This is a genomic window from Agrobacterium sp. 10T429, assembly GCF_056393925.1.
On record NZ_JBFTGV010000001.1, the window covers coordinates 222,922 to 240,750 of the forward strand.

The following is a 17,829-nucleotide window of genomic DNA, read 5'->3' on the forward strand; positions in this document are numbered from 1 at the left end:
ATCAGTTCGTGCTGATCGAAGCCGTTGCGCAAGGGTCAACACCGTAGGCGGGAGCGCAACCGCTCTTGCCCGCTGCAACCGTGCCCGGCGCCATGAAAGAACCCGCCAGAACCACCAAAGCCGCACACGCAAAAAAGAGTGCGATAGATCTGCCCATTTTATTATTGCCTTTCAGACGTTCGTTCGCGCGGATTACGCCGCCGTGTGTGAAGTGAGGGTTCTGGATATGTTAGGAATGTGGCCATTATCAATAAAGCGGCTTGCTGAATACCGGGTTAATGCGAAGTCTTTTCCACAGTTGCGCTTGTGCCACGCTTGGCTGTGGAGCCCACTTGGCCGTTAACTTTTACCCGGCTTTTCAAAACAGCTTCAGTCGATGGTGCACCTCCCCTGCAGTTGAGGGGGAAATGCGCCAATAGCGGTTTGGTTGCGATTGAATTGCGCAAAAACAAAAAGCGGGAATGGCTCCCGCTTTCGTTCAGATCGTTAATGCGCGACGGTAGGTTTATGCTGCTTTTCCGGCGTTCGAGAACTGTCCGTGCGGGCGATAGTGCACCATGTAGGACGGCAGGACGGAAGCAACGCGAACGGGCGTAATGCCGATGCCTTCCAGGGTCAGGCCGTTCTTTTCCGCGTCAGCGGAAACGACATTATCCTTTTTCAGCATGGTCACCTGATCGACAGTCAGCGGCGGCGTAATCAGCGGCACCAGCGAAGCGATTTTGCCGATCATTGAGGCGACGCCGAAAGGCAGGTTGACGAAAGGACGCTGACGGTAGGTTGCGGCAAGAACCGCCTCAAGACAGTCGCGGAACGTCATGACGTCCTGGCCACCCAGTTCATAGATGGCGCCGGGCTTCAGCTTGCCATCCACGCTGCGGGCAACGGCCTCCGCTACATCTTCGACATAGACCGGCTGGAACTTGGTTTTTCCGCCGCCGATCAGCGGCAGGAACGGCAGGCTGCGGGCCATCTTGGCGAATTTATTGAAGAAGTCGTCTTCCGGTCCAAAGATGATCGAAGGACGCAGGATCACGGCGCCGGGCAGAACGGAATGGATTGCTGCCTCGGCGCGGCCCTTTGTGCGGCCGTAGCCGGTCGACGAATTGGCATCGGCACCGATGGCGGAGATGTGCGTCAGCGTTGCACCGGCGTTGCGGGCTGCTTCAGCAATGGCTTTCGCGCCGAATTCCTGCACGGCGTCAAAGGTGTTGCGGCCGCTTTCGGCCAGAATGCCAACGCAATTGACCACGTGGTCGGCGTCTTCGATGGCTTTGACGATGGAGTCGCGATACCGCAGGTTCGCCTGGGCAAACGAGATCTGGCCGACATTGCCGAGCGGCTGCAGGAAACCAGCAAGATCGGGACGGCGCACGGCAACGCGGATGCGGTAACCGCGCTTGGCGAGCATCCGCACGACATGCCGCCCGACGAAACCCGAACCGCCGAAAACGGTGACGAGGGGTGGAAGGTTGGCCAAGGTCATGGGAGGCTCCTCAGAAGCTGTCGATAAAGCGTTTTTCAGTCTCTTAGCCCAAAGCCGTGCGCGCGTGAAGAGACGTTGTCACAAGGCCCGGGACTAGTTTTGGAAATGCGGTTGACGACCGTCAAATTCCTTCGACGATCATCATCTCCGCGTCGGCGACTTCCTGGCGGATTTTGGCCGCCGCCTGGTATTCGGGCGAGTTGTAGCAATCGATCGCGTGCTGCACAGAGGGGAATTCGATGATGACGTTGCGTGCGCGTGCCTTGCCCTCAAGTTCGGTCAACGCACCGCCGCGGGCGAGAAAGTTGGCGCCGAACCGCTCGAAAGCGGGCTTCGCAGTCGAAACGTAGTCCTTGTAGCGTTCGTTGTCGCGTACATCGACACGCGCGATCCAGTAACCCTTTGCCATTTCGTCTCCTCCGATGGTCCTTATTGATTTGCCGGAAAGCTGGCGCGCAGCATGTCGTCAAGAATGGCGCGGGCTGCTGCTTTCGGATCCTCTGCTTTGACGATGGGGCGGCCGACAACCAGATGGCTCGAACCGGCTTTGATGGCGTCAAAAGGCGTCATGACGCGCTTCTGGTCTCCCGCCTCGGCACCGGCCGGGCGAATACCAGGGGTGACGACGGCAAGGTCGGGGCCAAGGATTTCACGCACCGCCGTCGATTCCTCTGCCGAACAGACGATGCCGCCCATGCCCGCCTCGCGCGCCTGTTCCGCACGGCGCAGCACCAGCGAACGGGCATCCGATGCATAGCCGGCTTCCGCAAGATCGGCATCATCCATCGAGGTTAGCACGGTGACACCAAGCAGGCAGAGGCCAGAGCCTTCGGCTGCCTTGACTGCGGCGCGCATGGCTTTCGGGTAGGCATGCAGGGTCAGCATCGACATGCCCATGCGGGCGATGTTTTCGACACCAGAGGCGACGGTGTTGTCGATGTCGAGTAGTTTCATGTCGAGAAAGACTTTCTTGCCGCTCTGGGCAAGGTCGCGGGCGAATTCGAGACCGCCGGCAAATACCAGCTGATAGCCGATCTTGTAGAACAGAACCTCATCGCCGATCTTCGACACGATGTCTTCAGCTTGTTGCACAGTCGGAACATCGAGCCCGACGATCAGTTTTTCGCGCGCGGTCATTGTCTTATCCCTGCCATGTTTCCATTGCCGTCCAGTCGCATGTGGGGCGCTGAGCTGCAAGTGAAAATTCGGCGATTGGGAACCGGAAAAGATTGCCGCCGCCGGGTGGCTGGTCCTTGCTGCGACTGATGCCGACGCCTTCGATATGGCATTTCAAAAGCGTGCCGACGCCGCCATGGCCGACAAAGGCAATCGGCTGTTGCGGGTCGTGCCGGCCTAGAACGGCCGTGACGGCGTTAACAATTCGCGCCTGCGCATCGATTGCCCGTTCCCAGCCGTGAAAGCTCTCTCGCGGATGAGCAAAAAACCAGTCGGCAGCCTTTTCGAATTCCGGCGGCGTCAGGAAGCCTGTTGCCGACCGGTCGTTCTCATGCATCGCCTCGATGATCTCAATATCCGCGCGGGATGTTTCAGCAAGGATTCGTGCGGTTTMGATGGCTTTGGTTTCCGCGCTCGACACGATCCGGCGCAATGCGCGTGCCCATGGCAGGCGGCTTGCCTCAAACGCCCGCTGTGCACCCAAGTCCGAAAGTCCCCATTCCGGAACCGGAACCGCCGGATCGATCCGGACCTGGGGATGGGTAATGTAGAGGGCATGCATGGGAACGGTCCTCAATGGCGATGGAAGGGCAAATCAGGACCCTAACCATCTGTCACGACCGGGAAATGACAGCCTTTGCCCACTCTGCCGCGTGATCAGGCCCGGGTATAGGTCCACAATTGCGCCGGAGGAATGTTGCGCACGATGAAATCGAAATGGCGGATGTGGTAGAGATGCGGCTGCGCAACGATCGGGGAAATCGGACCGTAGGATATCTGAATGACGGGGCGGCCGTGCGGCACGCGTTTCAGCAATTCGTCGAGAAGCTTGATGCGGGCGGCCATCGGAAAATTCAGCATCGGTACGGCGGAAATGACGCTGTCGAACATCTGGCCCTGGTGCTCGCCAAGTGTCGCATTCAGATCGAAGGCATCGCCATTGATGAAGTTGACGCCCGGATAGCTTCTGAGAAGCTGATTGTAGAAATCGGTCGAATATTCGATGGCCGTCAGGCGCTCCGGCTTGATGCCGCGTGCCAGAATGGCCTTGGTGATGACACCGGTACCGGGGCCGAGTTCGAGAACTGGCAGGTCGGAATGCGGGTCGATGACACTCGCCATTTTTCTTGCCGTGATGGAGGATGTCGGGACGATGGCTCCGACCTTTTTCGGCTGGCTGACCATGCCTTTGAAAAAGCGGATTTCTTCCTCAAATTTTCTTTCAAAGCGTTGCTTCAGGTTGAGTGCCATAATTCCCCTCGGATGTATTTTGGTCATTGTCAAAAAAATGTTACGCACTGTTGATCTCATTTGGCGCTAAAACAAGGCAAAATGTCGTAATTGGAAAAATTCGTTTAGCGTTAGAAATCTGTCTGCGCCGAATCAAAAAACGCCGGTGGAGCGATCCACCGGCGTTTTTTGATTGATTTGAAGACAAAAAGTCCACTTTAAACGCGCATCGGCATCAGAACATAAAGCGCATCGTCGCCGGCGGTGTCGCGAACGAGCGTTGGCGAGCCCGCATCCGCCAGAAGGAAAATCGCGTCTTCACCGGAAAGCTGCGAGGTGATGTCGAGGAGATATTTGGCATTGAAGCCGATTTCCATCGAATCATTGTCGTAACCGACAGCCACTTCTTCCGTCGCACTGCCGGAATCCGGATTGTTGACGGTCAGCGTCAGCTGGCCGTTGGTCAACGCCAGCTTCACGGCGCGGCCACGCTCGGAAGAGATGGTCGACACGCGATCGACCGCACGGGCGAAGGTCTGGCAATCGACGCGCATTTCCTTGTCGTTGCCGGTGGGGATGACGCGCTGGTAATCCGGGAAGGTGCCGTCGATCAGCTTCGAGGTCAAAACGACCGAGCCGATTGTCAGGCGGATTTTCGCGTCCGATACCTCAACAGTGACATCAAGTTCGGGATTGTCCATCAGCTTCTGCAATTCGCCGACGGTCTTGCGCGGAATGATGATGCCCGGCATGCCTTCGGAGCCGGAAGGCGCATCCACATCGGCGCGCGCAAGGCGGTGACCGTCCGTCGCGACTGCGCGCAGCTTGAGGTCGCCGTTGCTTTCGATGGTGTGGAAGAAGATGCCGTTCAGATAATAGCGTGTCTCTTCGGTCGAAATCGCAAATTGCGTCCGGTCGATCAGCATCTTCAGGTCGGTCGCCTTCAGTTTGAAGGTGTGGCTGAAGGTACCGGCGGTCAGATCCGGGAAATCGGTTTCTGGAAGGCATTGCAGCGAGAATTTCGAACGGCCGGAAGCAACCGTCATTGTGGAGCCATCCGGATTGGTGGCCAGAAGCACTTCGGAACCATCCGGCAGCTTGCGCACGATTTCATAAAGCAGATGCGCCGGCACGGTGGTCGCGCCCGCCTGCTCCACCATGGCCGGCGTCGCTTCGGTGATTTCGAGGTCGAGGTCGGTCGCCTTCATATCCAGATTGGCGCCGGATGCGCGAAGCAGAACGTTGGACAGGATCGGGATCGTGTTACGACGCTCGACGACCCTGTGGACGTGGTTCAGCGATTTAAGAAGGTTCGACCGCTCAAGAGTAATACGCATGGACGCTACCGCTTTCAACCGTTGCGACCCGGCCACCGCCGGATCGGTAAGAAGAGTCTTGACCGGCCGGAACGCCGGATAATGTGGACGGGCAAAATGGCAGAGTTATTGCAGAAAATGCAAGAGCCGAGTGCATCTGCCGCCGGTCATTTTGCTGCTATACAGCATGATCCACAGCCTGTGACCGCCCGTGGACCTTGTTCACCGGTTTTCTATTGCCCATAAAGGGGTAAAACTGGAGCGACCGGCCGTGAATGATCGGCCAGAATGATTGGAAGCCGTGTGACGGAAGAAATATCGAACAGCGACGCCGGACAGGCGACCAAGAGCTTCAGGATCGGCACGGCCACTATTCCGGCGCGGCCGTTGGAGCCGGCGCTCTATCTCGTGGCCACCCCCATCGGCAATCTCGGCGACATCACCATCCGCGCGCTGGAAACGCTGGCTTCGGCCGACGTCCTTGCCTGCGAGGATACCCGCGTCACCCGCATTTTGCTCGAGCGTTACGGTATCCGCACACGTCCGCTCTCCTATCACGAGCATAATGCGCAGGAAGCGGGGCCAAAACTCATCGCCGCTTTGGAGGCCGGAAAATCCGTGGCGCTGGTGTCGGATGCCGGAACGCCACTCGTCTCCGATCCCGGTTATCGCCTTGGTCAGCTCACGCTGGAGGCCGGTCATCGCGTCGTGCCGGTGCCGGGAGCATCTGCGCCGCTTGCTGCCCTTGTCGGTTCTGGCATGCCGAGTGACGCCTTTCTGTTCGCGGGCTTTCTGCCGGTAAAGGATCGCGGAAAGCGCGACCGTTTTGCCGAACTTGCGAAAATTCCGGCCACCCTCATGTTTTTTGAATCGCCACGCCGCATTGGCACCTCCGTAAAGGTGGCATCGGAAGTCCTTGGCCGCGATCGCCGCGCCGTGGTGTGCCGTGAGCTGACCAAGACTTTCGAGGAGTTCCGGCGTGGCACGCTGGGCGAGCTTGCGGAATATTACGACGAGGACCGTGTGGTGAAGGGCGAGATCGTGCTCCTGATAGAGCCGCCCTCCTATGACGAAATTCCCGATATCGAGGATGTCGAGAGACTTCTGAAGGATCTTGTCACAACCATGCCTGCCGCAAGGGCCGCAGCCGAGGCGGCAAAGCTGACGGGCCTGCCGCGCAAGGAACTTTATCAACGGCTGCTGGATATGAAGGATGCGGATGGCCGCTGACGGGCAAACGAACAAGAGACGAAAGGCCGAGCGACGCGGTCACGCTGCGGAATACTGGGCAGCACTCTATCTGCTGTTTCGGGGATACCGCATCCTCGCCATTCGTTATCGAACCCGGCTGGGAGAAATCGATCTCATTGCCCGCAAAAAGGATGTTGTCGCCATCGTCGAGGTCAAGGCGCGGCCTTCCGGTGCCGGGGCTGTCGATGCGGTCGGCTTCCGTTCGCAACAGCGCATTCGGGCGGCTGCCGATATTTGGCTCTCCCGCCGCAAGGATGCCGAGCGGTTTTCGTTGCGTTTCGATATCGTCGCAGTCCTGCCACGACGCCTGCCGCAGCATTTCATCGACGCTTTTTGAGGGGGGAGACAATGTCCACTGAGCGGGAAAAAATGGCTGCGGGCGAATGGTATTGTTGCATGGATGCCGAACTGGATGTGCTGCGCGCCCGCGCCCGCCGTGCCGTTCACCAGCACAACACCGCGCCGCCGGATGAGCGCAAGGCCATGTCGCCTTTGCTGCGGGCGCTCTTTGCCTCCGTTGCCGAAGGGGCCTTTATCGAAGCACCGTTTCATTGCGCTTACGGCTTCAACATTACGTTGGGTGCGAACGTCTATCTCAATACCGGCTGCGTCATTCTTGATTCTGCGCCCGTGCGGATTGGCGATGGCGCGATGTTGGGGCCGGCCGTGCAGATCTATTGCGCCGAACATCACCTGGACCCGGTTCCGCGTTCGCAAGGCATTGAAATCGCAAAGCCGGTCACGATCGGTCGCGATGTCTGGATCGGCGGCGGGGCGATCCTTCTGGCCGGCATCACGATTGGCGATGGCGCGATCGTCGGGGCCGGTTCGGTGGTGACGCGGGATGTCTTGGCCGGGACGACGGTGGTCGGAAATCCGGCTCGCCCGATAAAGCGCAAGGACGCTTGAGACATCCGTTTCTGGAAGAATGGAGTCCCTATCGCAGGGACTGTAATAAATCTGACATAAAACCGTTAAAGAGGCGTCATGGAACGTCTCTATTCGCATCCTCATCCCAATAAATGGTGGAGAGGATTTAGTAATGTTGAAGAAGATTTCCATGGCCGCAGTGGCGGTCAGCGTTTCGGCAACGTCTTCCATGGCTGCGACCAACATCACCTGGTGGCACGGCATGGGCGGCCGTAACGGCGAAGTCATCAACGAAGTTTCGCAGAAGTTCAACGAAGCCCAGAAGGAATGCGCTCTGACGCCGGTTTCCAAGGGCTCATACGAAGAAGCGCTTGCAAGCGGCATCGCTGCTTTCCGTTCGGGCGAACAGCCGAACATTCTCCAGGTTTTCGATGCTGGCGCTGCCACCATCATCAACGCCAAGGGCGCTGTCATTCCTGCGGAAGACCTTATCAACAAGGCCGGTTACAAGTTCGACCGCGAAGCCTTCATCAATGGCGTCCGCTATTTCTACGCTGCCGCTGACGGCAAGTTCGTCGGCATGCCTTTCAACACTTCCGCGCCGATCATGTATGTCAACGACGAAGCCCTGAAGAAGGCTGGCGTCGAAGCTCCGAAGACCTGGGAAGATTTTGAAAAGGTCGCACCGAAGCTGAAGGAAGCCGGTTACATCCCGCTCGTCCAGTCGCAGCTCACCTGGCAGTTCACGGAGAACTTCTTCTCCCGCAACAACATCCAGTTCGCAACCAACAACAACGGTTACGACAGCGTCACCGACACCAAGCTGAAGGTCACCGATCCGAACCTCGTCATGATGTTCGACAAGCTGAAGGACTGGAAAGACAAGGGTCTGTTCGCCTACTACGGCGCCGGCTGGAACGACAACCAGAAGCCCTTCGAAGAAGGCAAGGTTGCCCTCTGGATCGGTTCCTCGGGTTCGTTCGGTGGCCTGCAGAAGACGGCGTCCATGCCGTTCTCGGCAACCTTCCTTCCCTACTGGGGCTCCATCAAGGGCGCTGGCACCAACTCCTTCATCGGCGGCGCGGCCCTCTTTGCAATGTCGGGCAAGTCTGAAGCCGAAAACAAGTGCGTGGCTGACTTCTTCCAGTTCCTGACTTCGCCGGAAATCCAGGTCTTCTACCACAAGGCAACCGGTTACGTCGCTATCACCACGGCTGCTTACGAAAAGGCCAAGGCTGAAGGCTTCTACAAGGAAAAGCCTGCCGCCGAAGTCGGTATCCAGCAGCTGTCGCTGCCTTCAGGCGAATGGTCCAAGGGCTACCGCCTCGGTTTCTACCCGCAGATCCGCTCCATCATGGAACGCGAATACAACCGCATCTTCTCCGGCGAAGTAACGCCGAAGGACGCCTTCGACATCATCGAAAAGGAAGGCAACGATCTTCTCGCCCGTTTCGCTAAAACGGCTGGCTGATCTCCCTTTTTGAAACCAACGATAGTTGTCGAGCCTCCTTTCCGCCGGAAAGGAGGCTCGCTCTTGGATTAAGGAGGCGCAAGCGTGGCCTATACATCGTCTCAACCGCGTCTGGCCCGGTTTCTATCCGGCCGGTCTGCAAAAACCGGAAAAACGGCGAAGGCCGCAGAAGCCAGCATGAAGCGCGTGCAGTTCTCCTCGTCCTACGTGCCCTATCTGTTTCTGGCGCCGCAACTGGCGGTGATTTTCATCTTCTTCTACTGGCCCTCCGTCCAGGCCGTGCAATCGTCGTTCTTTATCGAAGACCCTTTCGGGTTCGGTGCAACGTTCGTGGGCTTCGCCAATTATTCCGATGCCATCTTCAATCCGGAATATCTAAACATCGCAAAATTCACGGTTGTCTTCACCGTGCTGGTCACTTTCTTTTCGCTGGCGCTCGGTCTTTTGCTTGCGGTCAAGGCCGATGCGGTCATTCGCGGCAGTTCCGCCTACAAGACGTTGCTGATCTCCGTTTACGCCATCGCGCCGCCGGTTGCGGGTCTCATCGGCATGATGTTTTTCGACCAGCATATCGGGCCTTTCGTCAAGATGGCCGCGTTTTTGGGCTGGGATATGAAGGTTGGCCTCAACTACTTCGATACCGCCTTCGCCATGATTGCCGTCGCGGTCTGGAAGCAGATCCCTTATAATTTCATTTTCTTCCTGTCCGGATTGCAGGGCGTATCCGTTGCCGTGCGCGAGGCTGCCGCCATCGATTGCCGATCGGGCGTGCGCCGGTTCTGGACGGTCATCATGCCGCTTCTGGCACCGACTGCCTTCTTCCTGCTGATCATCAACATCACCTATTCGCTGTTCGATACGTTCGGCATTATCGACGTGATGGTGAAGGACAAGGCCGCCAACAATCCGATTACGCTGGTCTACAAGGTCTTTCTCGACGGTTTCCGCGGCAATGACATCGGCGGTTCCTCTGCCCAGTCCGTCATCCTGATGCTGGTCGTCTTCGTTCTGACCATCATCCAGTTCCGCTTCATCGAAAAACGCATCCATTACAATTGAGGGAAAAGACAATGTACAAGACAAAACCCCTCGACCATCTGGTGCTGATCATCGGCGCACTATTCCTGATATTGCCTGTCGTCGTGGCATTCATGACGTCCACCCATACGGCGGCGGAAATCCACCGCAGCGGCCTGACACTCGTTCCGGGCGACAATTTCGTCGGAACCTATGAAAAGGTCCTGACGCAGAAGGGCGGCTTTACCGGGCAGATCACCGGTCTCAACATGGTGCTCAACTCGCTGATCCTCGGCATCGGTTTTGCCGTCGGCAAGATCGTCCTGTCGATGATGGCAGCCTATGCGATCGTCTATTTCCGGTTCCGGTTTGCAACGCTTGCCTTCTGGATCATCTTCACCACCCTGCTTCTGCCGCTCGAAGTACGCATCATGCCGTCCTATGAGGTGATGAGCAAACTCGGCCTCTTGAACTCCTACACCGGTCTGATCGTGCCGCTTCTGGCGTCTGCGACGGGTACCTTCTATTTCCGGCAGTTCTTCAAATCCATTCCTGAAGAATTGCTGGAAGCTGCTCGCATAGACGGTGCGGGCCCGGTCAAGTTCTTCATTGATGTGATCATCCCGCTTTCCCGTACCATGATGGCGGCGATCTTCATCATCATGTTCGTTTACGGCTGGAACCAGTACCTCTGGCCCATGCTGATGACCACGGACGAGAGTTTCTTCACCCTGATGCGCGGCATCAAGTCGATCCTGCAAGTCTGGGTCGGTTCGCAAATCCCCGATTACAACGAAGCTTTCGCGCTTGCCGTTCTGGCCATGCTGCCGCCTGTGATGATCGTCGTGATCTTCCAGCGCTGGTTCATCAAGGGCCTGACCGAAAGCGACAAATAAGGAAACCGAAAATGGCCGCGATAGAAATCAGTCAGGTCTGCAAGGATTATCATGGCGGCGTGCGTGCCGTGCATCACGTCGATATCGACATCAGGGACGGCGAGTTCATTGTTCTCGTCGGTCCCTCCGGCTGCGGCAAGTCCACGCTCCTGCGTATGGTCGCCGGACTTGAGGATATTTCCGAAGGCACGGTGAAGATCGGTGGCCGGGTGGTCAACCAGGTAGATCCGGCTGACCGGGATATCGCCATGGTGTTCCAGAACTATGCGCTCTATCCGCATATGTCGGTGCGCCAGAACCTGGAATACGGGTTGAAGAACCGCAAGACGCCGAAGGCGGAGATTGATGCGCGCGTGGCCGAGGCCGCCCGCATGCTCCAGCTCGAACCCTATCTGGAGCGCAAGCCGCGCGCCCTTTCCGGCGGCCAGCGTCAGCGAGTCGCCATGGGCCGCGCCATCGTGCGCAAACCGGCCGCCTTCCTGTTTGATGAGCCCCTGTCCAACCTTGATGCCAAACTGCGCGTTTCCATGCGCGGCGAGATCAAGCGCCTGCAAAAGCGCCTCGGCACCACTTCGATCTACGTCACGCACGATCAGCTGGAAGCCATGACGCTGGCAGATCGTCTGGTGGTGCTGAACGGCGGCCGCATCGAACAGATCGGCGCACCGCTTGAGGTCTATCACACCCCCGCTTCCACCTTTGTCGCGAGCTTCATCGGTTCTCCCGCCATGAACCTGCTGAGCGGCGAGTTGCATGGGGATAGCCTTGCCGTCGGGCCGTCGCTGATCGCGCTCAACGGTTTCGCCCCCACCTCCGGCCCGGTTACTGTGGGCATGCGGGCGGAAGATTTCCGCCTGGCGGCGGCAGGTGAGCCCGGTTTTTCGCTACGCGTCGAGTATATCGAGGAACTCGGCTCGCAGCGTCTTATCCACGGTATGATCGGCGACCAGAACCTGACCGTGGCGTTTTCGCCGGAGGTCGAGTTTCCGGCTACCTTGTCGGTCGCCATATCTCCGGACAAGCTGCACTTCTTCTCCAGCGAGACCGGCAAGCGCATAGCGGGCAAGGCGGAACAGGCTGTGGCGCAGCGCGTGCAGCTGGCAACGGCCTGAGTGGACGATAAGAAATCGGCGCGATGACTAAAATTGCGCCGATTGTCAAAACCGCTTCGTTACGATCCCGATGATAGAAGATCTCCAATATTTCACGGGGGTTTTCTAATATGCCTTTAAAGATGATGTTCGCGGCGGCTGCGACCATGGCCATCCGCACGGTGCCGATATTGCCGGCCTCTTTGCGCCGGTCAAAAGACGAGAGCGTGGTTAGCGCGTCCTGCACCGATTTGCGACTGCAGCCGGCCCCCATCAACCCCGACTGGATAATTTCCGGTGATCCTCAGGCGCGTGCGGCGGATCATTCCAGAAGCGGAGACCGCGCCTCCAGCACAGCCATGTGGGATTGTACGGCGGGCGAGTTCCGCTGGTTCTTCGGTTGGGACGAGACGGTCTATATCCTTGAGGGTGAGGTGCATGTGACGGCGGAAGACGGCACAGTCAGTATCCTGCGGGTGGGTGACGTCGCTTATTTCCGCGCGGGAACATGGGCCACCTGGCGGGTGGATGAGTATGTCCGCAAGGTTGCCTTCATGCGCCGCCCTTTCCCCACGGCGCTGGCTCTGGCCTACCGGGTCAAGAACAAGCTGTTTGCCGGTCGTTCCTACAAGCTGGCGGCCTGAACTAGTAAAACACTCCGTCAGGTGGGGCTCTGCGCAGCGCCACCTGCGGAATTGTGAAGGTTCAATAAAACTCACAAAAAGCACCCCTCGCAGCAGTTGCGTTTGAATGGTCGCTGCCCTACATCTTCAGGGTTTTCTGAAGCATTTCCGGGTCTCTTCCGGTCCTGCGGGGAATCGCGAACAGACGAGGCAATGGGCACGGCGGAACCGCGAAGCGTCCGCATGCTGCAAGAGGAAGATGCGCATGGCGAAGATCAAGAACGTCGCGATCCAGATGGATCATGTCTCCGGCATCAATATCGCCGGCGACTCCACCTTCGCCATGAGCCTTGAGGCGCAGGCACGTGGATACCGGCTGTTTCACTATACCCCCGAACGCCTCTCCATGCGGGATGGCAAGATCTACGCGACCGTCGAACAGATGGAACTGCGCGATATCAAGGGCGACCATTTTTCGCTCTCGGAGCCGGAGCGGGTCGATCTCTCGACCATGGATGTTATTCATCTGCGACAGGATCCGCCATTCGACATGGCCTACATCACATCGACCCATTTACTCGAGCGCATTCATCCCAAAACGCTTGTTGTCAACGATCCCGCCTGGGTCCGCAACTCGCCGGAAAAGATTTTCGTCACCGAATTCGCCGATCTGATGCCGAAGACGCTGATCACCAAGGATGTCTCTGAAATCGCCCGCTTCCGCAATGAAATGGGCGATATCATCCTCAAGCCGCTTTATGGCAATGGTGGTGCAGGCGTCTTCCATTCCGCGCGGGACGACCGCAATTTCTCATCGCTGCTGGAAATGTTCGGCCAGATGTTCCGCGAACCCTATATCGCCCAGGAATACTTGCCGGATGTTCGCAAGGGCGACAAGCGTATCCTTCTGGTGGATGGCGAGCCCGTGGGCGCGATCAATCGCGTGCCGGCGGAAAATGATGCCCGCTCCAACATGCATGCCGGCGGCCGCCCGGAGCCAACGGAACTCACCGCGCGTGAGAAGGAAATCTGCCGCCGCATCGGCCCCGCCCTGCGCGAGCGCGGTTTCCTGTTCGTTGGCATCGATGTGATCGGCGATTACCTCACGGAAATCAACGTCACCTCACCGACAGGCATTCGTGAAGTGCAGAAATTCGGCGGTGCCGATGTGGCAAGCCTGTTGTGGGATGCGATCGAGAAAAAGCGCGAAGCACAGGATTTCTGAGGCAATTTCCTCGCCACCTGCGTTTGTTCCGCGTGCACAACTCTATACAACTGAAATACACCGTGCGCGCGAAATTGTTCGCTTAATGTTCTTGTTTTATTCTTTGCTCTGTGGCAGGTTACTTGAGAGTGGCCGCCATCGGGGCATAATGCTTTGATGTTGTGGCCGGTTTGCGGGGGCAGGCCATGGTGGCACGGGTCAATACGGTTGCATTTCAGGGAATAGAGGGTGTGCCGGTCGAGGTGCAGGTGATGGTCGCACCCGGAAAAGTCGGCATCCAGATCGTCGGCCTGCCGGACAAGGCGGTGGCGGAAAGCCGGGAGCGGGTGCAGGCCGCGCTCCACGCCTCCGGTCTGGCGCTGCCGGCAAAAAAAGTCACGGTCAATCTGGCGCCTGCGGATTTGCCCAAGGAAGGATCGCATTTCGATCTTCCGATCGCTTTGGGTCTCATGGCCGCGTTGGGAGCGATACCGGCGGAAGCGCTCGGGCAATATGTGGTTCTCGGCGAACTCAATCTCGATGGCACCATCGGCACGGTTTCGGGCGCTCTGCCCGCGGCCATCGGTGCCAATGCGCTCGGGAAGGGTTTGATTTGCCCGGCTGATAGCGGGCCGGAAGCAGCCTGGGCCGGGGCTGGCATCGATATTCTCGCCCCACGCAGCCTTATTGCGCTTGCCAACCATTTTCGCGGCACCCAGCTTCTCTCCCGCCCGATGCCCGCCATCCGTGCTAATCCGGTCAATTTGCCGGATCTGGCCGATATCAAGGGGCAGGAGACGGCCCGGCGCGCGTTGGAGGTGGCAGCTGCCGGTGGCCATAATCTGCTGATGGTTGGCCCGCCCGGCTCCGGTAAATCCATGCTCGCTGCGCGCTTGCCCTCAATTCTGCCGCCTCTCGAGGCTGCGGAATTGCTGGAAGTGTCCATGGTCCATTCCATCGCCGGCCAATTGTCCGGCGGCAAGCTGTCGGACCGCAGACCGTTTCGCACGCCACACCATTCCGCCACCATGGCCGCGCTGATCGGCGGAGGGCTGCGTGCCAAGCCGGGTGAGGCTTCACTTGCCCACCACGGCGTTCTTTTCCTCGATGAGTTCCCGGAGTTTGCGCCACAGGTGCTGGATGCGCTGCGCCAGCCGCTGGAAACGGGCGAATGCATCGTTGCCCGTGCCAATCACCGCGTCACCTATCCGGCGGAAATCCAGCTTGTCGCTGCGATGAACCCCTGCCGGTGCGGCAGAGCGGGGGAGCCGGGTTTCACTTGCGCCAGAGGGCCACGTTGCATGACAGATTATCAGGCCCGCATTTCCGGCCCGCTGATGGATCGCATCGATATCCGCATCGACGTTCCCGCCGTCTCCGCCACTGACCTCATCCGTCCCATGACTGCCGAACCGAGTTCGGTGGTGGCCGCCCGTGTCGCTCGCGCCCGCCTTGCGCAGCAGGAGCGTTATGCGGCGGCGGGCTCTTCAGGCATTCGCACCAACGCTCGCTGCACGACAACGCTGATCGAAAAATATGCGAAGCCCGATGCTTCCGGGCTGCAATTGCTGCGCGATGCTGCCGAACAATTGAAGTTCTCCGCACGCGGTTATCATCGCATTCTCAAGGTCGCCCGCACATTGGCTGATTTGGACGGCAAACAAACTGTCGGGCGTATCCATGTGGCGGAAGCCATTTCATACCGCATTGCCGGTGAAAGACTGACGGCGGCGGCATAAGAGGCCTTCCTTCGCCCTTTACCGGCTAAAACAATTGTGCCGCTGGCGGATGGCCGGTGGCACAATCGGTCATTGCGGTCAGGCGCGCGTTTGCGGCCTGACCGAAGAGGAACGGCTTAAAGCCCAAGCCCTTCGAAAAGGGCGGTCGAAAGGTAACGTTCCGCGAAGGAGGGGATGATGACGACGATATTCTTGCCGGCATTTTCCTCACGTGCGCCGACCTTGATTGCCGCTGCGAGTGCCGCGCCCGAGGAGATGCCGACGGGTACGCCTTCCAGCTTCGCCACCAGACGGGCGATTTCAAAAGCGTCGTCATTGGTCACGGTGACGATTTCGTCATAGATTCCAGTGTCGAGGATCGCTGGTGCAAAACCGGCGCCGATGCCCTGGATCTTGTGCGGACCGGGGTTGCCACCGGAAAGAACCGGGCTGTCGGCTGGCTCGACGGCAATGACCTTCACCTCCGGCTTGCGGGATTTCAGCACCTGGCCCGTACCGGTGATAGTGCCACCCGTGCCGATGCCCGAAACAAAAATATCGACAGCACCCTCGGTATCGTTCCAGATTTCTTCCGCCGTCGTCTTGCGGTGAATATCCGGGTTTGCGGGGTTTTCGAACTGCTGGGGAATAATCGCGTCTGGCAGGGTTTCGGCCAGTTCCTGTGCCTTGGCGATGGCGCCCTTCATGCCCTTCGGGCCTTCGGTCAACACCAGTTCCGCGCCCAGCAAGGCGAGCATTTTCCGGCGTTCGACCGACATCGTTTCCGGCATGGTCAAGATCAGCTTGTAACCCTTGGCGGCGGCGGCAAAGGCTAGCGCAATGCCCGTGTTACCGGAGGTCGGCTCAACCAGCGTCGTTTTGCCGGGGGTGATCTTGCCCTGGGCTTCCAGCGCTTCGATCATGGCAACGCCAATGCGGTCTTTCACGGAGGCGATGGGGTTGAAGAACTCCAGCTTGGCGAGAAGATTGGCCTTCACGCCCTTTTCCCTCGCCAGCTTGTCCAGCCGCACGATCGGCGTATCGCCGATTGTTTCGGTGATGGAGGAATAGACGCGTCCGCGTCCGGGCTTTCTGGCTTCGGGCATGATGCTCTCCTGTATGAAGGCCACACGATGTGTGGCCGCAAGATTTCAGCGGCAGAATAGGAGCAATAGCCTTGTCAGGCCAGCGAACGCTCGTCCTAATATCGTCTGATTACCGGAAAAAATTCACGATAAATCAGGCAAATGCACGAAATCGTTTCAGGTGCTGCGGATCGCGATCATGGTCGCCGTTCCCGCCAGAATTCCCGCCGCGGTGCGGTTGAGGATCGTCAACGCACTTGGCCGTTTCAGGAGGTTGCGCGCCTTGGCAGCAAGCAGGATGTAAGGCAGGAGAACGGCCATCAACACGACGAAGGTCAGCGCCAGAAGTGTCGCATATTCCGATGGGCCGATCATGCGGATGTCGATCAGCGTCGGCACCAGCGCCACATAAAACAGCATGGTTTTTGGATTACCCAGCGTGATCAGCAGGCCGGACAGAAACGACATGGGAATGCTGGTGCTTTTTTTTGCCTTCAGGTCCTGTGGCAAGAGGCCGGCGGTCCAGAGCTTCCATGCGATATAGAGAAGATAGGCTGCGCCGGCAAACTTCAGGACCATGAAGGCCTCCTGAAAAGTCTGCGCCACGAAGGCGAGGCCGAGGATCACGCCGGTCAGGTAGATCATGTCGCCCAGCACCAGCCCGAGGCCCATGAAGAAGGTTTCCCGAAACCCCGATCCAAGCGCCCGCGCCACGATCGCCGTCATGCCGGGGCCGGGAATGGCAGCGGCGATGAAGAGTGCAGTGGCATAGGCAAGAAGGGTCGTCAGCGTCATGGTCATTTTCCCCGAAAATCCGCCAGATCAATAGCGAAAATCAGGGGTGAAAACAATCGCCCATAAAGGGGGCTGGTCAAAGCCCCGTGGAGCCGAAACCACCGGCACCGCGTGCCGTCTCGGATGTTTCGGTCACTTCGCTGACTGCCACCTGCGTAACTGGTGCAATCACCATCTGTGCGATGCGCATGCCGCGCTCGATGACAAAATCGGCCTGCCCCAGATTGGCGAGAATGACCTTCACTTCGCCGCGATAGTCGCTGTCCACCGTGCCGGGGGAATTGAGGCAGGTGATGCCGTTCTTGATGGCGAGGCCGGAGCGCGGACGGATTTGCGCCTCATAGCCTTGCGGAACCTCGAAGACGAAACCGGTCGGCACCAGCGCCCGTTCGCCCGGCTGCAAAGTCAGCGGTTCATCGGCCGGCACTGCGGCGCGCAGGTCCATTCCGGCGGCGCCACGGGTTTCATAGGAAGGCAATTCGAGGTCTGCGCCATTGGCGAGACGCACAAGCCGGAGGAGGGGGCGATTATCATTTTGAACGGTCATGCAGCATTAGTTTGCCGAGATCGCGGCAAGGTCAATTGCAAATGCGGGCCTGA

Annotated in this window: 19 protein-coding genes; 10 read left to right on the forward strand and 9 right to left on the reverse strand. The window is 58.6% G+C overall.

Features of this window, described 5'->3' with window-relative positions:
• Positions 1-505: 505 nt before the first annotated feature.
• The 6 genes from AC1DCP_RS01105 to dnaN all read right to left on the reverse strand — a co-directional run bounded on the left by AC1DCP_RS01105 (position 506) and on the right by dnaN (position 5,229).
• Entirely contained in the window at positions 506-1,486 is a 981-nt protein-coding gene (locus AC1DCP_RS01105) for a complex I NDUFA9 subunit family protein (protein ID WP_003514695.1), read from the reverse strand.
• A 121-nt stretch (positions 1,487-1,607) separates the two neighbouring features.
• Positions 1,608-1,895, reverse strand: coding sequence for a DUF1330 domain-containing protein (locus AC1DCP_RS01110; protein WP_003514697.1), 288 nt, complete (start codon positions 1,893-1,895; stop codon positions 1,608-1,610).
• 20 nt (positions 1,896-1,915) lie between these two features.
• Positions 1,916-2,623, reverse strand: a complete 708-nt coding sequence (gene pyrF, locus AC1DCP_RS01115) for an orotidine-5'-phosphate decarboxylase (RefSeq protein WP_065688391.1) — start codon at positions 2,621-2,623, stop codon at positions 1,916-1,918.
• 4 nt (positions 2,624-2,627) lie between these two features.
• A complete protein-coding gene (locus AC1DCP_RS01120; protein WP_476774112.1) occupies positions 2,628-3,224 on the reverse strand; it encodes a histidine phosphatase family protein in 597 nt (198 codons plus the stop codon).
• Positions 3,225-3,319: 95 nt separating this feature from the next.
• Positions 3,320-3,913 (reverse strand): phospholipid N-methyltransferase PmtA, encoded by a 594-nt coding sequence (pmtA, locus tag AC1DCP_RS01125; RefSeq protein WP_003514702.1) that lies wholly within the window; start codon positions 3,911-3,913, stop codon positions 3,320-3,322.
• 197 nt (positions 3,914-4,110) lie between these two features.
• The gene (gene dnaN / locus AC1DCP_RS01130) at positions 4,111-5,229 is read right to left on the reverse strand and encodes a DNA polymerase III subunit beta (protein WP_003514704.1); all 1,119 of its coding nucleotides are present in this window, start codon (positions 5,227-5,229) and stop codon (positions 4,111-4,113) included.
• 267 nt (positions 5,230-5,496) lie between these two features.
• Here dnaN and rsmI point away from each other — a divergent pair, with 267 nt between their 5' ends.
• The 10 genes from rsmI to AC1DCP_RS01180 all read left to right on the forward strand — a co-directional run bounded on the left by rsmI (position 5,497) and on the right by AC1DCP_RS01180 (position 15,370).
• Positions 5,497-6,438: a 16S rRNA (cytidine(1402)-2'-O)-methyltransferase gene (gene rsmI / locus AC1DCP_RS01135; RefSeq protein WP_065688389.1), complete on the forward strand. Its 942-nt coding sequence runs from the start codon at positions 5,497-5,499 to the stop codon at positions 6,436-6,438.
• Entirely contained in the window at positions 6,428-6,796 is a 369-nt protein-coding gene (locus tag AC1DCP_RS01140) for a YraN family protein (RefSeq protein ID WP_019564450.1), read from the forward strand. Before rsmI ends, AC1DCP_RS01140 begins: the two co-directional genes overlap by 11 nt.
• Before the next feature lie 11 nt (positions 6,797-6,807).
• Positions 6,808-7,368: a sugar O-acetyltransferase gene (locus AC1DCP_RS01145; RefSeq protein ID WP_025592229.1), complete on the forward strand. Its 561-nt coding sequence runs from the start codon at positions 6,808-6,810 to the stop codon at positions 7,366-7,368.
• A gap of 133 nt (positions 7,369-7,501) precedes the next feature.
• Complete coding sequence (locus AC1DCP_RS01150) at positions 7,502-8,800, forward strand: extracellular solute-binding protein (RefSeq protein ID WP_065688388.1); 1,299 nt, start codon at positions 7,502-7,504, stop codon at positions 8,798-8,800.
• 84 nt (positions 8,801-8,884) lie between these two features.
• A complete protein-coding gene (locus AC1DCP_RS01155) occupies positions 8,885-9,859 on the forward strand; it encodes an ABC transporter permease subunit (protein WP_173865416.1) in 975 nt (324 codons plus the stop codon).
• Between the two features lie 11 nt (positions 9,860-9,870).
• Complete coding sequence (ugpE, locus tag AC1DCP_RS01160; protein ID WP_003514715.1) at positions 9,871-10,713, forward strand: sn-glycerol-3-phosphate ABC transporter permease UgpE; 843 nt, start codon at positions 9,871-9,873, stop codon at positions 10,711-10,713.
• Positions 10,714-10,724: 11 nt separating this feature from the next.
• Positions 10,725-11,825: a sn-glycerol-3-phosphate import ATP-binding protein UgpC gene (locus AC1DCP_RS01165; RefSeq protein WP_065688386.1), complete on the forward strand. Its 1,101-nt coding sequence runs from the start codon at positions 10,725-10,727 to the stop codon at positions 11,823-11,825.
• Between the two features lie 110 nt (positions 11,826-11,935).
• Positions 11,936-12,448, forward strand: a complete 513-nt coding sequence (locus AC1DCP_RS01170) for a cupin domain-containing protein (protein ID WP_038489622.1) — start codon at positions 11,936-11,938, stop codon at positions 12,446-12,448.
• Between the two features lie 244 nt (positions 12,449-12,692).
• Positions 12,693-13,652 (forward strand): glutathione synthase, encoded by a 960-nt coding sequence (gshB, locus tag AC1DCP_RS01175; RefSeq protein WP_003514721.1) that lies wholly within the window; start codon positions 12,693-12,695, stop codon positions 13,650-13,652.
• A 185-nt stretch (positions 13,653-13,837) separates the two neighbouring features.
• On the forward strand, positions 13,838-15,370 hold the full coding sequence (locus tag AC1DCP_RS01180) for a YifB family Mg chelatase-like AAA ATPase (RefSeq protein ID WP_065688468.1): 1,533 nt from the start codon (positions 13,838-13,840) through the stop codon (positions 15,368-15,370).
• A 116-nt stretch (positions 15,371-15,486) separates the two neighbouring features.
• Here the strand turns inward: AC1DCP_RS01180 and cysK are convergent, their stop codons facing one another.
• The 3 genes from cysK to dut all read right to left on the reverse strand — a co-directional run bounded on the left by cysK (position 15,487) and on the right by dut (position 17,776).
• Positions 15,487-16,455, reverse strand: a complete 969-nt coding sequence (gene cysK, locus AC1DCP_RS01185) for a cysteine synthase A (RefSeq protein ID WP_003514725.1) — start codon at positions 16,453-16,455, stop codon at positions 15,487-15,489.
• Positions 16,456-16,611: 156 nt separating this feature from the next.
• Positions 16,612-17,229: a LysE family translocator gene (locus AC1DCP_RS01190; RefSeq protein WP_019564444.1), complete on the reverse strand. Its 618-nt coding sequence runs from the start codon at positions 17,227-17,229 to the stop codon at positions 16,612-16,614.
• A gap of 76 nt (positions 17,230-17,305) precedes the next feature.
• Complete coding sequence (dut, locus tag AC1DCP_RS01195; RefSeq protein WP_065688385.1) at positions 17,306-17,776, reverse strand: dUTP diphosphatase; 471 nt, start codon at positions 17,774-17,776, stop codon at positions 17,306-17,308.
• Between the last annotated feature and the right edge of the window lie 53 nt (positions 17,777-17,829).

What these genes read in the sequence shown, in the direction of transcription:
- AC1DCP_RS01190 (WP_019564444.1), bottom strand. Translation starts at nt 17,229, where the DNA reads ATGACGCTGACGACCCTTCTTGCCTATGCCACTGCACTCTTCATCGCC.
- ugpE (WP_003514715.1), top strand. Translation starts at nt 9,871, where the DNA reads ATGTACAAGACAAAACCCCTCGACCATCTGGTGCTGATCATCGGCGCA.
- dnaN (WP_003514704.1), bottom strand. Translation starts at nt 5,229, where the DNA reads ATGCGTATTACTCTTGAGCGGTCGAACCTTCTTAAATCGCTGAACCAC.
- dut (WP_065688385.1), bottom strand. Translation starts at nt 17,776, where the DNA reads ATGACCGTTCAAAATGATAATCGCCCCCTCCTCCGGCTTGTGCGTCTC.
- AC1DCP_RS01170 (WP_038489622.1), top strand. Translation starts at nt 11,936, where the DNA reads ATGCCTTTAAAGATGATGTTCGCGGCGGCTGCGACCATGGCCATCCGC.
- AC1DCP_RS01150 (WP_065688388.1), top strand. Translation starts at nt 7,502, where the DNA reads ATGTTGAAGAAGATTTCCATGGCCGCAGTGGCGGTCAGCGTTTCGGCA.
- gshB (WP_003514721.1), top strand. Translation starts at nt 12,693, where the DNA reads ATGGCGAAGATCAAGAACGTCGCGATCCAGATGGATCATGTCTCCGGC.
- AC1DCP_RS01165 (WP_065688386.1), top strand. Translation starts at nt 10,725, where the DNA reads ATGGCCGCGATAGAAATCAGTCAGGTCTGCAAGGATTATCATGGCGGC.
- AC1DCP_RS01140 (WP_019564450.1), top strand. Translation starts at nt 6,428, where the DNA reads ATGGCCGCTGACGGGCAAACGAACAAGAGACGAAAGGCCGAGCGACGC.
- pyrF (WP_065688391.1), bottom strand. Translation starts at nt 2,623, where the DNA reads ATGACCGCGCGCGAAAAACTGATCGTCGGGCTCGATGTTCCGACTGTG.
- cysK (WP_003514725.1), bottom strand. Translation starts at nt 16,455, where the DNA reads ATGCCCGAAGCCAGAAAGCCCGGACGCGGACGCGTCTATTCCTCCATC.
- AC1DCP_RS01110 (WP_003514697.1), bottom strand. Translation starts at nt 1,895, where the DNA reads ATGGCAAAGGGTTACTGGATCGCGCGTGTCGATGTACGCGACAACGAA.
- AC1DCP_RS01145 (WP_025592229.1), top strand. Translation starts at nt 6,808, where the DNA reads ATGTCCACTGAGCGGGAAAAAATGGCTGCGGGCGAATGGTATTGTTGC.
- AC1DCP_RS01105 (WP_003514695.1), bottom strand. Translation starts at nt 1,486, where the DNA reads ATGACCTTGGCCAACCTTCCACCCCTCGTCACCGTTTTCGGCGGTTCG.
- rsmI (WP_065688389.1), top strand. Translation starts at nt 5,497, where the DNA reads ATGATTGGAAGCCGTGTGACGGAAGAAATATCGAACAGCGACGCCGGA.
- AC1DCP_RS01180 (WP_065688468.1), top strand. Translation starts at nt 13,838, where the DNA reads ATGGTGGCACGGGTCAATACGGTTGCATTTCAGGGAATAGAGGGTGTG.
- pmtA (WP_003514702.1), bottom strand. Translation starts at nt 3,913, where the DNA reads ATGGCACTCAACCTGAAGCAACGCTTTGAAAGAAAATTTGAGGAAGAA.